Annotated in this window: 17 protein-coding genes; all 17 read right to left on the bottom strand. The window is 35.5% G+C overall.

Features of this window, described 5'->3' with window-relative positions:
• Positions 1-1,215, bottom strand: coding sequence for an ATP-dependent Clp protease ATP-binding subunit ClpX (gene clpX, locus CLAN_RS01030; protein WP_096022965.1), 1,215 nt, complete (start codon positions 1,213-1,215; stop codon positions 1-3).
• Positions 1,215-2,000, bottom strand: coding sequence for an acyl-ACP--UDP-N-acetylglucosamine O-acyltransferase (lpxA, locus tag CLAN_RS01025; RefSeq protein WP_096016180.1), 786 nt, complete (start codon positions 1,998-2,000; stop codon positions 1,215-1,217). The genes clpX and lpxA overlap by 1 nt, the downstream gene beginning before the upstream one ends.
• Positions 2,001-2,013: 13 nt before the next feature.
• Positions 2,014-2,460, bottom strand: coding sequence for a 3-hydroxyacyl-ACP dehydratase FabZ (gene fabZ / locus CLAN_RS01020; RefSeq protein WP_096015425.1), 447 nt, complete (start codon positions 2,458-2,460; stop codon positions 2,014-2,016).
• Positions 2,461-2,560: 100 nt separating this feature from the next.
• Positions 2,561-3,634, bottom strand: coding sequence for an epoxyqueuosine reductase QueH (locus CLAN_RS01015; protein ID WP_100590370.1), 1,074 nt, complete (start codon positions 3,632-3,634; stop codon positions 2,561-2,563).
• Positions 3,635-3,640: 6 nt separating this feature from the next.
• A complete protein-coding gene (gene bcp, locus CLAN_RS01010) occupies positions 3,641-4,150 on the bottom strand; it encodes a thioredoxin-dependent thiol peroxidase (protein WP_100590369.1) in 510 nt (169 codons plus the stop codon).
• Positions 4,150-4,350 carry a tautomerase family protein gene (locus tag CLAN_RS01005; protein WP_096013912.1) on the bottom strand — a complete coding sequence of 67 codons (201 nt, stop codon included), beginning with the start codon at positions 4,348-4,350 and terminating at the stop codon, positions 4,150-4,152. Before CLAN_RS01005 ends, bcp begins: the two co-directional genes overlap by 1 nt.
• Positions 4,351-5,029: 679 nt before the next feature.
• Entirely contained in the window at positions 5,030-6,658 is a 1,629-nt protein-coding gene (locus tag CLAN_RS08375) for a methyl-accepting chemotaxis protein (protein WP_415270424.1), read from the bottom strand.
• A 401-nt stretch (positions 6,659-7,059) separates the two neighbouring features.
• Positions 7,060-7,593: a DUF2393 family protein gene (locus tag CLAN_RS00995; RefSeq protein ID WP_096013910.1), complete on the bottom strand. Its 534-nt coding sequence runs from the start codon at positions 7,591-7,593 to the stop codon at positions 7,060-7,062.
• Positions 7,593-8,117, bottom strand: coding sequence for a DUF2393 family protein (locus CLAN_RS00990; RefSeq protein WP_096027901.1), 525 nt, complete (start codon positions 8,115-8,117; stop codon positions 7,593-7,595). Before CLAN_RS00990 ends, CLAN_RS00995 begins: the two co-directional genes overlap by 1 nt.
• Positions 8,107-8,844 (bottom strand): bifunctional phosphoribosyl-AMP cyclohydrolase/phosphoribosyl-ATP diphosphatase HisIE, encoded by a 738-nt coding sequence (gene hisIE / locus CLAN_RS00985; RefSeq protein WP_100590368.1) that lies wholly within the window; start codon positions 8,842-8,844, stop codon positions 8,107-8,109. Before hisIE ends, CLAN_RS00990 begins: the two co-directional genes overlap by 11 nt.
• 9 nt (positions 8,845-8,853) lie before the next feature.
• Positions 8,854-9,939, bottom strand: a complete 1,086-nt coding sequence (locus CLAN_RS00980; protein WP_096016677.1) for an SPFH domain-containing protein — start codon at positions 9,937-9,939, stop codon at positions 8,854-8,856.
• Positions 9,940-9,950: 11 nt separating this feature from the next.
• Entirely contained in the window at positions 9,951-10,874 is a 924-nt protein-coding gene (locus tag CLAN_RS00975) for a branched-chain amino acid transaminase (RefSeq protein WP_100590367.1), read from the bottom strand.
• Between the two features lie 93 nt (positions 10,875-10,967).
• The gene (gene galE / locus CLAN_RS00970; protein ID WP_096025813.1) at positions 10,968-11,960 is read right to left on the bottom strand and encodes a UDP-glucose 4-epimerase GalE; all 993 of its coding nucleotides are present in this window, start codon (positions 11,958-11,960) and stop codon (positions 10,968-10,970) included.
• Positions 11,961-11,975: 15 nt separating this feature from the next.
• Complete coding sequence (pseH, locus tag CLAN_RS00965) at positions 11,976-12,449, bottom strand: UDP-4-amino-4,6-dideoxy-N-acetyl-beta-L-altrosamine N-acetyltransferase (RefSeq protein WP_096023810.1); 474 nt, start codon at positions 12,447-12,449, stop codon at positions 11,976-11,978.
• Positions 12,430-12,666 (bottom strand): hypothetical protein, encoded by a 237-nt coding sequence (locus CLAN_RS00960; RefSeq protein ID WP_096013903.1) that lies wholly within the window; start codon positions 12,664-12,666, stop codon positions 12,430-12,432. Before CLAN_RS00960 ends, pseH begins: the two co-directional genes overlap by 20 nt.
• Positions 12,666-13,481 (bottom strand): DNA ligase, encoded by an 816-nt coding sequence (locus tag CLAN_RS00955; RefSeq protein WP_232045845.1) that lies wholly within the window; start codon positions 13,479-13,481, stop codon positions 12,666-12,668. The genes CLAN_RS00960 and CLAN_RS00955 overlap by 1 nt, the downstream gene beginning before the upstream one ends.
• Positions 13,474-14,283 (bottom strand): 3'-5' exonuclease, encoded by an 810-nt coding sequence (locus tag CLAN_RS00950; RefSeq protein ID WP_172618491.1) that lies wholly within the window; start codon positions 14,281-14,283, stop codon positions 13,474-13,476. The genes CLAN_RS00955 and CLAN_RS00950 overlap by 8 nt, the downstream gene beginning before the upstream one ends.
• Between the last annotated feature and the right edge of the window lie 23 nt (positions 14,284-14,306).

Below are 14,306 nucleotides of genomic sequence, written 5' to 3'. Positions count from 1 at the left end.
TTACTTAGCTTTCATTAATAATGGTTTTGCTTCACCATCGATTACGCTTTTTGATATTATCACATCATAGCCATTTAACTCTGGAAGATCATACATAATATCTATCATCACATCTTCCATTATGCTTCTTAAACCCCTAGCGCCAGTTTTTCTCTTGATGGCTTGATTTGCCACTTCTTTTATAGCTTCATCTTCAAATTTAAGCCTTGCCCCATCAATCGCAAATAGCTTTTCATACTGCTTTAAAAGAGCGTTTTTAGGCTGAGTTAAGATATTTACCATATCATCAATTGTAATCTCATTTAAAGTCGTAATAGCATGTAATCTACCAATCAACTCAGGAATTAATCCAAAATGCACCAAATCATCAGGCTCTACAAGGCTTAATAAATTTGATTTTTCATTTTTGCCTCTTTTTTCTTGGTTAAATCCTAAGACATTTTTGCCAAGCCTACGCTCAATAATATCTTTTAACCCATCAAAAGCCCCACCACAAACAAACAAAATATTTGTAGTATCAATCTGGATAAAATCTTGATTTGGGTGCTTTCTACCGCCTTTTGGTGGGATATTTACCACGCTTCCTTCAATGATTTTGAGCAGTGCTTGTTGGACGCCCTCGCCACTTACATCGCGAGTAATCGATCTATTTTCACCCATTCTAGCAATCTTATCAATCTCATCAACAAAGACAATCCCTTGCTGCGCTCTCTCCACATCGCCACCCGCTGCGTTTAATAGCTTTGTAAGGATATTTTCTACATCTTCGCCTACATATCCAGCTTCAGTCAAGCTTGTAGCATCACAAATAGCTATAGGAACATCTAAAAATCTAGCCAAAGTCTGTGCCATTAGAGTCTTACCGCTTCCAGTAGGGCCAATTAATAAGATATTTGATTTTGAAATTTCAGTATCATCGTCAATGCTATGTTGTTTAAATATTCTTTTATAATGATTATACACGCCTACGCTAAATACCTTTTTGGCTCTCTCTTGACCGATTACATAATCATCCAAAACGCCTTTTAAAATTTTTGGTGTTATATCTTTGTAATTTGCGTTTAAGCTAGCCCTTTGCCCTATCTCTTCTCCATGAACTGCGTTATATGCAGCATCTACGCAAAATTCACATATAAATGAGCTATCACTCTCATTAGCTAAAAGTTTTCTATCATCTGCTTCACTCTCACCGCAAAAACTACACTTTCTAGCCATTAATCTCTCCCCTTATCAAGCGGTATTCCCCTTTTTGTATTTATGATAAATTCGCACATTTTTCTAGCCTCTAAGGTAGGATTTTGATCCAAAAGCTCTAAAGCTCTATCCTTTAATCCACCACCACTTCTAAATAGAAATTTATAAGCTTTATTGATCTGCTCTACAATATCTTTATCAAATCTTCTTCTAATTCCAACTAAATTTAAACTTCTTATATAAGCCCTATTGCCTTCAGCTAAACAAAACGGCACTATATCTTGAGATAAGGCAGAAGCTCCAGCTATCATACAACTCTCACCGATATGGACAAATTGATGAACCGGTGTAAGCCCGCCAATCACCGCATAATCATCTATAACAACATGCCCAGCCAAAGTCACGCCATTAGCCAAGATAATCCCATCACCCAAGCGACAATCATGAGCTATATGAGTATATGCCATTATAAAATTATTATCACCAATATTAGTGTATCCATCGCCTTTTTTGGTGCCTGAGTTTATGGTAGCAAATTCTCTAATAGTAACATTATCACCGATTCTAACCCCGCCGGTATCTTCTATAGAGTGGCTGATATCTTGCGGGATATCGCCTACAATTGCATAGCTATAAATTTTGCCACCTTTGCCAATGTGCGTATCTCCAATAATTCTAGCGCCTTGTTTAATGATGACATTATCACCTAAAACTGCCTTTGAACTCACAAAAGCATAAGGCTCGATAACACACCCATCGCCTAAAATAGCACCATCTTCAACAACTGCTGTACTATGAATCTGCATATTTTGCTCGTAATTATTTATCTACTATCATCGCTTTTAGCTCGGCCTCAGCTACTAGCGTATCATCTACATAAGCTTGACCGCCTAAAACCCATATATTGCCCCTATGCTTTAAAACCTCTAATCTATACTCCAATCTATCGCCCGGGCGGACTGGGGATCTAAATTTAGCCCCATCAATACTCATAAAATAAACAACCTTATCTTCTGCGTTGATCTGCTCTTTTTCGGCTATACTCTTAAATGCTAGTATCCCGCCAGCTTGAGCCATACCCTCGATAATCATAACGCCCGGATATATCGGATGCCCTGGGAAATGCCCTTGAAAAACCTGCTCGGCAATCGTAACATTCTTATACCCTTTAATATGCTTATTTGGCTCTAACTCCACCACTCTATCAATAAGCAAAAATGGATATCTATGTGGTAATATTTTTTGGATTTCAACTACATCTATCATAAAAAACCTCTGAATACAAAGTGCTAGATTGTATCTAAATTTAGCCAAATATTAGTTTAATTTTATAAAAAATATCAAAATTTAGCCAAATTTAGAATTACTATTTGACCTTTATCGCCTCGATACTTGCAGGAAATATCTCACTATCAGCTTGTAGTGTATATTTGGCTGTTTTTATCTCATCTATTACGATTATAGGGCTTATATCAAATTTGGATTTAACGATCTTTTTGCGTATTTTTAGCTCTTGGTTTAATTTTGGCGGATTATAGATTAATTCTAATGTATTTTTATACTTAAATCTGCCAAGTTTGTTAAATTTAGCTAGACTTATAAGCTTAATATCATCTTTATTAATAGCGACAAAATTAGAGCTTTTTTCAATGCTAAATTTAGAGCTTTTTAATCTAAAATGAGAATAAAATAAAAAATAGCTAGGTATAGCGATATTATCAGCCTTTAAACTACCAAATCTCAATCTATAATTTAAAATTTTCTCTCTTATTAAATCAAATTTAATCTTTGATTTTTCTAATTTTCTTACTTTTTTATATAATTTTAATCTATAGCCTATCGAGCCTGGCTGAATTTGAGCGCCAAGTGGCTCGCACAGCTCATCAATCACGGTTTCATTATGTCGCTGCTTGATTAGTCCATAGATACAACCGCAATAATTTTGGTGATACAACTTATCATTTTTTGCTAGCTCAAACTGCTTTTGAGTGCCACCATTTTTTCTTAAATCCACTGCGATAGCTTCTAAATTTGTCCCTTTTATAGCATTATTTAAGGCACTTTCTAACTGCTTAAAATCTTTTTTAGGACTCATTAATAGGGTTGTAGTAATCTTTTTACAGCCTAATTTTATCGCCTCTTTGGCACTATTTCCCACACGAAAATCAAAGCAATACGCACATCTTTTGCCCTTTTCAGGCTCATCTTCTAGCCCCTTAGTGCCTTTTAACCACTCTTCATACTCATACTCACCGCAAATCACCTCTACACCAAGCTTTTTAGAGCTTCTTTTGACATCTTGAAATCTTAGCAAAAACTCGCTATAAGGATGGATATTTGGGTCATAAAAATAGCCAATTATTCGCTCATTTGGATAGAGTTTTTTAAGCTCAGCTATGAAATAGTGGCTATCAACGCTACAACATATATGAACTAGCAAATTCGCCTACTTTGTAAGCTCATCTAAGACTTTAAGAGCGTGGCCAGCGGCTTTTACACTTTTATAAACTTTTGAGATTTTCCCATCTTTATCTATTATAAAAGTCGTGCGAACTATCCCTAAATACTCTTTTCCATAGTTTTTTCTAACTTGCCAAACTCCATAAGCCTTAGCCACTTCTTTATCCATATCACTAAGCAAAATATGCCTTAAGCTATGTTTTAAGGTAAATCCAGCGTGGCTTTTAGGACTATCAGGGCTTATACCTACAATAACGCAATCATTAGCGATAAACTCATCATAATTTGCGCTAAATTCACACGCTTCAGTGGTACAGCCTGGCGTATTATCCTTTGGATAAAAATACAAAATCACATTTTTACCCTTAAAATCTTTAAGCGAAATTTTAACCCCATCAGCATTTTCTAGCTCAAATTCAGGCGCTTTATCACCGGCTTTTAAGGTAACTTTACGCTCTAAATCCTCTTGGGTGAAATTTGGATTTTTAGCCTCCATTATTTGCCCTCTTTCATAGCTTGGACAGATTTACCACCAAAATATGTCGCATCACTTCTAATCTCATCAAAATTTATAACCACACGCTCAGGCTTTTTGCCTAGATCATTTACCATAATATCAGTGATTTTCACAGCGATTTCATCGAGTTTTTGGCGACTTGGCATAGGGTCAGCTAGTTTGATATTTATAATTGGCATATCTTTCCTTTGTGAATAAAATTTGGGAAATTATATCTAAATTTAAAAAACAAAAGTTAAAATTCAAAATTTTGTTATTGCGTTACCATCTTTTAAAACTCATTATAGTTTTAAAATATTATTAAATCTGTGCGAAGCACAAAATTTTCGCAATAGGCGTTTTATCTTGTAGATGAAACGACGGCGAAAATTTGGAATAATTAACCAATTTAGAGTAATAGCCAAATAACCTTAAATAGTTATTTGTGGCGAAAATTTGAAATAATTAACCTTAAAAGGCTTTTACAGGGGGGGGGTTAGGGGTTGTTAAGGGGGAAGTCAAGGTGTTGCTATCCTTCGTAGCGTCGCAAACGATGATTTACATCGTTTTGCAGTTACGCTACTCAGATGCCAAAAAAGCGCTCCCCTTCCCCCTTAAAAAGAAACTTTTCTAAAGTTTATCGCAAAGACTAGCTTTGCTAGTCTGCGAAGTAAAAAAAATAAAAACGAAGTCAAAAAATAAATAAATCAAAAATAACTTAAATTAAAATTTTTTCTTTTTGACTTCTGCGACGACGACTTCAGCTATGCTATCAACTTCATTTGCTACTATATTGCTATCTTGTGCGATCTGTCTATTTTGTCTAGTTAGACCATCGACATTTACTATAGCTTCGTTGATTTGGTTTATAGCTGTTGTTTACTCGCTGATACTTTGGCTCATCTCATTTATGCTTTGGCTTAGGATATTGACATTTGCTTCGATTTCGCCTAGGGATTTTTGAGTTCTTTCAGCTAGTTTTCTGACCTCATCAGCCACCACGGCAAATCCCCTACCATGCTCTCCAGCACGAGCAGCTTCGATAGCTGCGTTTAGGGCTAATAAATTTGTTTGGTCTGCGATATCTCTAATTATTGTGATTATGTTTTTGATATCTTCGCTCTGTTTGATAACTTCACTAGCTCTATCATTTATAGAGTTCATTGAGCTACTCATCTCTTCAACCGCTGCGGCACTCTCTTGTAGGGATTCGCTTTGAGATTTAGCGCCTTCGTTTAGTGATGCGACAAAGCCTTTTAGCTCATCGGCTTTATTTTGTAGGTTGTTGGCTTGTTCTAGATTGGCTTTTAGCATTTTAGTAACTTCATCGCCTAGTAGATTGGTGACTATCTCTACTTCGCCTTTTGGATTATCTATCCTTACTGTGAAATCTAGTTGTTTGAATTTATCAAATACACTTTGGATAGCGTTAATATCGCTACCTACTTTTTGTTCTAGGACATCTAGCATTTTGTTTAGGACATTTTTGAGTTTTAATAGCTCTGGTGAAGCTGGGTTCAGAGTGATTCTAGCGGTTAGATTTCCGTTTTCTACTTCGCTAGCTCTTTTTAAAGACTCTTCAACGGCTTTTGAGTCTTTGTCTAAATTTGATTTTACAATTACGATATTATCGTTGATAGCCTTAGCCATTTGGCTGATTTCATCGTTATTGGTAATTACTGCTAGGCGAGCATCGGCTCTTTTGTAATTTAAGAAATCGAAGAAATCTGATAGTAAAGCTCTGATATTTTCTATTCTAGTAATTAGCATTTTTGTAGCGAAGAATAGGAAAAATCCACCGATTATAGCGACGATGATACCTACAACTGCTAGGCTATTTCTAGCTGATGAGACTTCAGCGAAAATCTCTCTAGTAGGGACTAATGTAGCAAGACCCCAATTCTCATCTACATTATGCATATCTATTTTAGATAGGTTAAATTGAGCGTGCTCTTGTAGATTTTGGCTCATAGCTGCTGCTGTAGCATAATCAACTTCTTCATTATTTAGGACTGGGAGTAGTTGAGTTAAATTTGGATTTACTTGTTGGATAGCTAATCCTCTATTTTGTGGGTTAGGATTGGCTACCATTATACCTTTGTTTGAGATTAAGAAGCTTATATCACTTTTGTATAGTTTAATCTCTTTTAATCTATCTATAAAATATGTTTCTAAATCCAAATCAGCACCGATTATACCTATTGTTTTGCCTCTATATTTCACAGGGAAAGTCATAGAAGCCATTGTTATGTTTTTGCCCTCTATATGATCACTAAAAGGCTCGGTTAATCTTGGTTTGCTAAGGCCGTTTGCGTAATAATCTTTGCTTTTAAAGTTATCTTCGATACGCTCAAGTCTGTTGTGATAATTGACATATATAGCTAGATCGCCAGCTTGAGTATATCGTGGGTCGTTTGAATTTGGATTTTTGGCGTATATGCTATCATCTGTAGCGTAGAAGAATATACCAGCGGCTATTTTTTGATCTTTTATAGCTTCGCTTAGCATATTTGTTATGATGTCAACAGGCATAGCGATACCGGAATTTAATGATGATTCCATAGCTGTTTTATAAGCATTTAAGCCATCAGAAATTTTGTTAAATTCAGCAGCGATGTAATTTGCTTGTGATAAAGAACCAGCCTCCATGAAGGCAGCAGAATTCGACTCGGCCCTATTTGTGGCTTGATATGTGGCGATACCAGCAACGGTAGCTACTATCAAGGCGGTAAATACAAAACCCGCAAGAGCAAGTTTAACTGATAGTTTCATATTTTTAAACATACTTATCCTTTGAAATTTTTTATTGCATATTTTAACTCATATTAGATTTATAATAACTTAAAATATAAATTTAAGTTATTATAAAATAATTTTATTATTTAGATTAGCTAAAATTATTTTAGCAATTATTTGCAATTTAGAGTGTAATTTGTGCTATGGTTATTAAAATGCGATGGATAAGGCATAGTAAAGCTAAAGCTTTTATATTCTCCGCTTTTTAGATCCTTGACTATGAGAAATTCGCCTTTTTGTGAGCTTTTTGGCCCACGAGAGCCACTGATATAGGTATCAAAAAACCCACGAGCCTCAAAAGCACTAGCTTCTAGCTTCTCAACTGGGGTATTGATAAGCTCAATATTGATCACGCAAGAGTTGATATATCCATATCCTACATTTCTGATAATACCACTATAACTGATACTCTCATTGATTAAAGTCCTTTTGCCCATGAGATTTTCTATAACTGCTACTTTGGTGTATTTGTCTATAAGCATCATAGATATCACAGTTATACAGCTCATCACAGTTACATTAACTATTAAAAAGCTGATGGCGACTTTGACTCTTTTTTCTTTTAAAATTATAAGAGCGGTAAAGCCTATGAAAAGGACAATGATAATGATAAGAACTAAGATGTGAAATAGGTTAAAATAGCTCATTAGAAACACTCCGAATTTAAGATAGTATTGTAATTTTGTGGGCGAAAATCTTTGATTATAAATTTAATCTCTTTCATTTGACTTGGCATAATATCTTGGATTATGGTGGTTTGAGTGTGAAATGGAGATAGCCTGAATTTGAAATCTTGAATGCGGTTTTGACCGATATTATGAAAGCTTAATTTGACTCTACATATTTTAAATGCTCTTTTAGAAGTGTTGGTTAGATTAATATCAGCTATAAGGGTATCAGAGTATGATAACTGTCTAAGTGGTGCTATCACTAACTCTCTAGGACGCATTGTATCATCTATAAATTTAAGCGAATAAAATAGCCCCGCACCAAGCCCACCAAAGTCAAAAATAAAGATAAATAGAGCTAGTAGAGGCTTTTTAAAAAGTAGATAAAGAGCCAAAACAAGCAAGGCAAAAAAGAGCAAAATCACCCATGAGATAGCGACATAATCATAAAATCCAAAATTATTAATATAAAATTTGATAGTTGTAGATAGATTATTTATCACGGGAGTTTTTCTCTATTATTCCACTTACGCCCTCACGGCGTTTAAGCTCATCTAATATAGCATTTGGATGGATATCGCAATCAGCCAAAGCTATAATCATATGAAACAGCAAATCAGCCGCTTCATAGATAATATCGTATTTTGGGTCATTTGGCTTATGTTCGCCGAAATTTTCTAAATTTAAATTTGAGTATAATTTGAATCTTTGTAGCTCTTTTATAGCTAGATTAAGCTCGCAACTCTCTTCGGCCATCTTTTTTAGATAAGAATCTGGGGATTTGGAATAGAGCTTGGATATGTAGGATTTGTCACTTGGGTTTAATTTTCTATCTAGGGCTATGTGGTATAGATGGTCTAATATATCGTATTTTATCGTTTTATTAAGATCTAAATCGCTATTTTTTTCTAAATTTAAGTGGTTAAAAAAGCAAGATTTCGCTCCCGTGTGACAAGCGGCGTTGCCTATTTGCTCGACTTTTAATAGCAAAGCATCATTATCACAATCCAAAGATATAGATTTTACTATTTGGAAATTTCCGCTCTCTTGACCTTTTTTCCAAATTTGAGATTTAGTGCGTGAGTAGTAATGGGCTAGATTGCTACTTTGAGTTAGTTCTAGGGCTTCTTGATTCATATATGCTAGCATCAAGACTTCGCCACTGCTATACTCTTGGACTACAACTGGCAACAATCCATCAATCTTATCCCAATTTACTATCACACTCATCTAAAATCCTTAATTTTGTGCTGAAATTTGCTTTTGTTTGTCTTTTGTATCTACCCAAATATTTGGGACAGCGCCACCAGGAGTTAAGAAAATTTTCGCATCTTGATTGGTTTTTAAAGCTTCGTTAAAGCCTTTTTGAGTCTCAATTTGTTTGAGTTCTAAAAGATTATTTGTCAAGCTTCTTGCGATTTGTGAATTTGAGTAGGCTTGCGCATCGGCTTCGATTTTAACAGCATCGGCTCTACCTTGGGCTTCGATTTTAACGGCTTCGGCAGTACCTTTGGCAAGGGCTGCTTTTTTGAGTGCTTCTTGATTTGCTCTTTCAACTTCGTATTTGGTTCTTTCGGCCTCTTGTTTGGCTATTTGAACCCTTTCTATCTGCTCTTTTACCTTTGGTGGCAATATTATCTCTCTTAGTTGGACGCTAGCTAACTCTACAGGTTGATTTGGTTGCTTGTCGATATCAGAGCGAATTCCCATATCGATAGCTGCGGCGATATCGTTTCTGCGTTCTGGTAGCTCTTCGGCTGTGTATTTACCTGTTACATTTCTAACTACATTTCTCACTACTGGGTCTATAATTTTATTCTCCCAACTAAAGCCCCATGCGGCTATGGTTTGCGGTGCGTTTTGTGGATTTAGGCGGTATTGGACGGTGATATCCATACTAACAGGAAGCCCCCTTGAGTCAAGGACTGAAATTGTATCTTTGGTCTCTATACCGCTACCTCTCAAATTTGCTTCGTTTCTGCCTTCTGTGGAAGTGTAGTTGATTTGGCGGACTTTGGTATCAACTGTGCGAACTTCTTGGATAAAAGGCAAAAAGAAGTGAAACCCTGGCTGGAGTGGATTTGGGTCAAATTTACCGGCTGTAGATTTGATGCCTACTTCACCGGAGTTTATAACCACAAATGGTTTAGCAACTACCAAAATCACAATAATAGCTATCAAAGCATATATAATACCACTAAATTTGCCTAAACCACCGCTTAAATTTGGTACATTTGGCTTTTTGAAGTTAAAATTTGGCTTTTTATCATCGCTATTTGAGTTGCTATTTTTTTTGTTGAAATAATCATTTAAATCTGCCGGCAATTCTCATCCTTTTAATTTATATAAGTAAGTAGATTTTCGTATTTTGGATTTTTACCCATTACTAAATCAAAATATGCCTCTTGCAAGGCTTTTGAGATTGGGCCTCTTTTACCATTGCCGATGATTCTGCCATCTATGCTACTAATTGGTGTAACTTCAGCTGCAGTACCAGTAAAAAACGCTTCATCAGCATTATAGGCTTCATCTCTTGTGATTCTTTGGCGTAGGAGTGTGTATCCTAGATCTTTGACTACTTGGATTACATTTTTTTGTGTGATACTCTCTAAGCTTGTATCATTTGGTGGGGTTATTATCACGCCATCTTTGACTATAAAAAAGCACTCACCACTACCTTCAGAGATAAAGCCTTGCGGATCAAGCAATAAAGCTTCATCGCAACCAGCTTCGCGTGCTTCGAAATTTGCCATTTGAGAATTAAAGTAGTTTGCGCTTGCTTTAGCCTTTGCCATCATAGAAAATGGAGCCGGCTTTATCCAAGATGAGATTTTGACTTTTATCCCTTTTTCTAGCGCTTCTTCGCCCATATACGCACCCCACTGCCACGCTGCGATGGCTACATTTGTAGGGCAACCAATGTGGCTTACGCCCATTTTGCCATAGCCTAAAAATACAATTGGACGGATATAGACATTGTCTGTGTAGGTGTTGCTTTTTAGTAAATTTACGTGAGCTTGATTTATCTCTTCTTGAGTAAATGGAATTTTAATCCCACAAACCTTAGCTGATTCAAATAGCCTTTTTGTGTGAGCTTCAAGAGATAAAATCGCTAATCCCTTTGGTGTCATATAGGCTCTAACGCCTTCAAATACGGCATTTCCATAATGTAATGAGTGAGTCAAAACATGAATTGTAGCCTCATGCCATTTAACTAATTTGCCATCATACCATATGTGTTCTGCTTCTGGTAGTGCCATCGTAGCTCCTTTGTGAAAAATTTTTAGGCGATATTTTATCTAAATTTAATTAATAAGTTTATAACTTTAAGTCTATTTGGGCTAAATTTAGCCTTAAAATATCTTTTTCTCCCACTCAAGTGCTGAAGAGATAATGGTCTCTAAACTATCTTTTTTAGGCTTCCAAGAAGTGAGATTTCTTAATTTTGATGAATCAGCGATCAATATAGCCGGATCGCCCAATCTCCTTGGAGCATCCATAACTTCAAAATCCACTCCGCTAATTTTTTTAGCCATATTTATCACCTCAAGTACGCTAAATCCATGCCCATAACCTACATTAAATATATCACTATCATTATCATCAAGATAATCAAGCACCGCCAAATGCGCATCGGCTAAATCCTCAATATGGATATAATCTCTAATACAAGTCCCATCTTTAGTATCATAATCTCTACCAAAAATACTCATATTAGCTCTTTTGCCGGTTATGGTTTGTGTGGCGACTTTGATTAGGTGAGTGGCGTTTGGATAGTTTTGACCGATTAATCCATCCAAACTGGCCCCAGCGACATTAAAATATCTTAAAATTCCAAATTTAAAATCGCTATTAGCGGCCGCAGCGTCTTTTAAGATTTGCTCGCTCATAAGCTTACTATTACCATATGGATTTATCGGATTTTGCGGGCTGTTTTCGCATACCACGCCATTTTCTGGCTCGCCATAAGTAGCAGCTGTAGAGCTAAATATAAATTTTTTAACCCCAAATTTCAATGCTAGATTGATTAAATTTGCCGTGTTGGCCGTGTTGTTTAGATAATATTTTAGCGGATTTTGCATACTTTCAAATACCTCTATATAGGCCGCAAAATGTATAATCGCATCAAATTTATGAGTAGAAAAAATCTCTTCTAATAAAGCCGTATCAGCTAAATCGCATTTGATAAACTCAAATTTCCCCACACTCTCAAGTGCTACCAAGGCGTCCCTAGACCCACTATAAAAATTATCAATTACAGTTATTTTATCGCTATTTTTCTCCAAAAGCGCCTTTAAAACATGTGAGCCTATGTATCCAGCACCACCTGTGATTAAAATATTCATTTTTACTCCTTAAATTTATTTAGCTTTACGGCAAAAATATACCATCAAATCGCTATTTTCGTATATTTCAAATTTAAATTTTTGATATAGATTAATAGCTTTTAAATTATCCTTATAAGCCTTAGCTAGGATCTTGCTAACCTTTAAAATATCAAAAGCATAATCTATGATAACACTCATCAATATATCCCCCATTTGGCGTAAATTTGGATTGGCATATATACCAAATTCACACGAAATTTCACTTATATTGACAAACGAAACCACGCCGATTGGCTCGCCGCTTTGATAAACCAAAAAATACCTTTTATCGCTACTATTTTTTAGAGATTTTATAAAGCTCAAATGCTCCTTTAAATCAATATGCTTATTTACCATATATTTAGCGATTTTAGGGTCATTTCTCCACTTATAAACTAGCTCTATCTCAGAGCTATTAAAATCTTTGAAATTTACTAGCTTAATCTTATCAATAATCCTTTCTAGCATCTATCTCCTCGCTTTTATCCACCCAGCCATATTCGCACCACTCAAATTTAACCTCATCGATATTTTTAAATTTATTACACTCCCATTTCTCAAAGCCTAGCATTCGCATTGTTTGGCCATATTTGTAACCCTCTTTTTGCTCTTTGGTCTTTGGCTCATAATAAATCACCGCATTTAACGCCGCTACTACTAAGCATAATATTGCTAATTTTCTCATCATTCGCTCCTTTTGATTCTTAGAAATATTGGAAATCTTGGTTTATTATTTTTGGTTAAATTTTGAAATTTATATGTGATTATGGTGCCTATCTTTGGTGGATTTGCTCTCATTTCATCACTAAATCCAGAGCCAATTTTAAACTCTATTTTACTAAATATATCCACGCAATTTAGCGATCCCATTGTCCTTTTTAATCTACCTTTACCTTCATTTATAGCGACTATTTCACACTCGCTATCATGCCATTTTTTCAGCTTTAATATCGATGAGCTGCGACCGCTAATATATTTGGCATTTGGGTCACGCACCACCACGCCCTCTGCGCCACTAGCTACTAACTCATCTAAAAAAGCAAAAGCGTGATTATTGTCTTTGATCTCAATCTGCTCAATAACCCTTATAAATTCACTTGGATTTGCCTTTAAAAAATTATTTAAATAATCCATTTTTTGATACAAATTACCATCAAATTTAGGCAGATCAAATACCATATATTTGATTTTATCCCATGCTCTATCATCTGGCGTTTCATCTAAAACAGTAGAGGCGATAAACTCAAATTCCCCCACCCCACTCCACAGCTCACCATCAAGGGCAAAATCCGGTAGCTCATTTATAAACTTAGTTGGGGCATTGATAATCTTACCACTACGACTTTTTAAGACCTTGCCATCCCAAATAGCACGAACTCCATCGTATTTTTCGCTCATTACCCAGCCGGTTAAATTCTCATCTTTATACTCTTTAAGTAGCATAACCTCGCCAAAAGAGGTAGCACAAAATAGCCAAAATAGCACTAAAAATCTAATCAACTTTTATCCTATCAAACTCATTTTGTATATATTGACAGAATACTGGAGTATAGCTCATATCTGGTTTTTTATCCTTTAAATACTCGCTCATTAAATTTAGATAATCAATATAATCATCTATATTTAACTTCCCACGAAGTAGCTCATATTTTAAAAACAGCCAATATGTATTTAGCACATCAGACTCACAATACTCATCGATTTTATCTTGTTTATTATTATAATACAAGCTCATCACCTCATCACCACAAACATCATATTTGCCCGGTAAATTCAAGCTAGAACAAAGTAGATCAAGCTTAAGCCCACTCACAGCCTTAAAATCACTAATATGATCAAGCAAATCTAAGTGAAAAATCCCATCATATCTACTTCTATAATTACACCACTTATCCTTGCCATTTGCTCTATCATTGGTATTAAAATACTCACTAGCATCAAGATTATATCGCATTGCCCTTATCATTAGCATAGGTAGATCAAAGCCCCTGCCATTATAACTAATCAATCTTGGATTATGCTCATTTATAAATTTAATAAATTCAGAGATTTTCTCTTTTTCGCTACTACCTGCTATGGTAGATACTCTCTTAAATCGCCCAAACTCATCAGCAATTACAGCGCTAATCGTAACAACCTTATGAAAACAAACAGGCAAAAACTCACTCCCACTTTGCTCCTTTTGCGCTTTTAGAGCCATTTTAGCCACGCTCTCATCATCGCCATCATAGCCATACGCCACTCTCAAAGAATCACTATCTGGAATAGTTTCGCAATCAAAAACACAGATATATCCGCTCATAATTACCAACTTTTAATCAAATT

Origin of the sequence: Campylobacter lanienae NCTC 13004 (genome assembly GCF_002139935.1) — a bacterium.
Lineage (GTDB): Bacteria > Campylobacterota > Campylobacteria > Campylobacterales > Campylobacteraceae > Campylobacter > Campylobacter lanienae.
The sequence above is the reverse complement of the archived record's forward strand: the minus strand, read 5'-3'. Positions and strand labels throughout refer to the sequence as shown.

Bases quoted from the DNA above. Each gene is read 5' to 3' on its own strand.
- bcp (WP_100590369.1), bottom strand. From the start codon at position 4,150: ATGGAGGCTAAAAATCCAAATTTCACCCAAGAGGATTTAGAGCGTAAA.
- CLAN_RS00995 (WP_096013910.1), bottom strand. From the start codon at position 7,593: ATGAGCTATTTTAACCTATTTCACATCTTAGTTCTTATCATTATCATT.
- lpxA (WP_096016180.1), bottom strand. From the start codon at position 2,000: ATGCAGATTCATAGTACAGCAGTTGTTGAAGATGGTGCTATTTTAGGC.
- CLAN_RS00975 (WP_100590367.1), bottom strand. From the start codon at position 10,874: ATGGCACTACCAGAAGCAGAACACATATGGTATGATGGCAAATTAGTT.
- CLAN_RS00960 (WP_096013903.1), bottom strand. From the start codon at position 12,666: ATGAGAAAATTAGCAATATTATGCTTAGTAGTAGCGGCGTTAAATGCG.
- hisIE (WP_100590368.1), bottom strand. From the start codon at position 8,844: ATGAGTGTGATAGTAAATTGGGATAAGATTGATGGATTGTTGCCAGTT.
- galE (WP_096025813.1), bottom strand. From the start codon at position 11,960: ATGAATATTTTAATCACAGGTGGTGCTGGATACATAGGCTCACATGTT.
- CLAN_RS00950 (WP_172618491.1), bottom strand. From the start codon at position 14,283: ATGAGCGGATATATCTGTGTTTTTGATTGCGAAACTATTCCAGATAGT.
- fabZ (WP_096015425.1), bottom strand. From the start codon at position 2,460: ATGATAGATGTAGTTGAAATCCAAAAAATATTACCACATAGATATCCA.
- CLAN_RS01005 (WP_096013912.1), bottom strand. From the start codon at position 4,350: ATGCCAATTATAAATATCAAACTAGCTGACCCTATGCCAAGTCGCCAA.
- CLAN_RS08375 (WP_415270424.1), bottom strand. From the start codon at position 6,658: ATGCTAAGCGAAGCTATAAAAGATCAAAAAATAGCCGCTGGTATATTC.
- pseH (WP_096023810.1), bottom strand. From the start codon at position 12,449: ATGCTAGAAAGGATTATTGATAAGATTAAGCTAGTAAATTTCAAAGAT.
- clpX (WP_096022965.1), bottom strand. From the start codon at position 1,215: ATGGCTAGAAAGTGTAGTTTTTGCGGTGAGAGTGAAGCAGATGATAGA.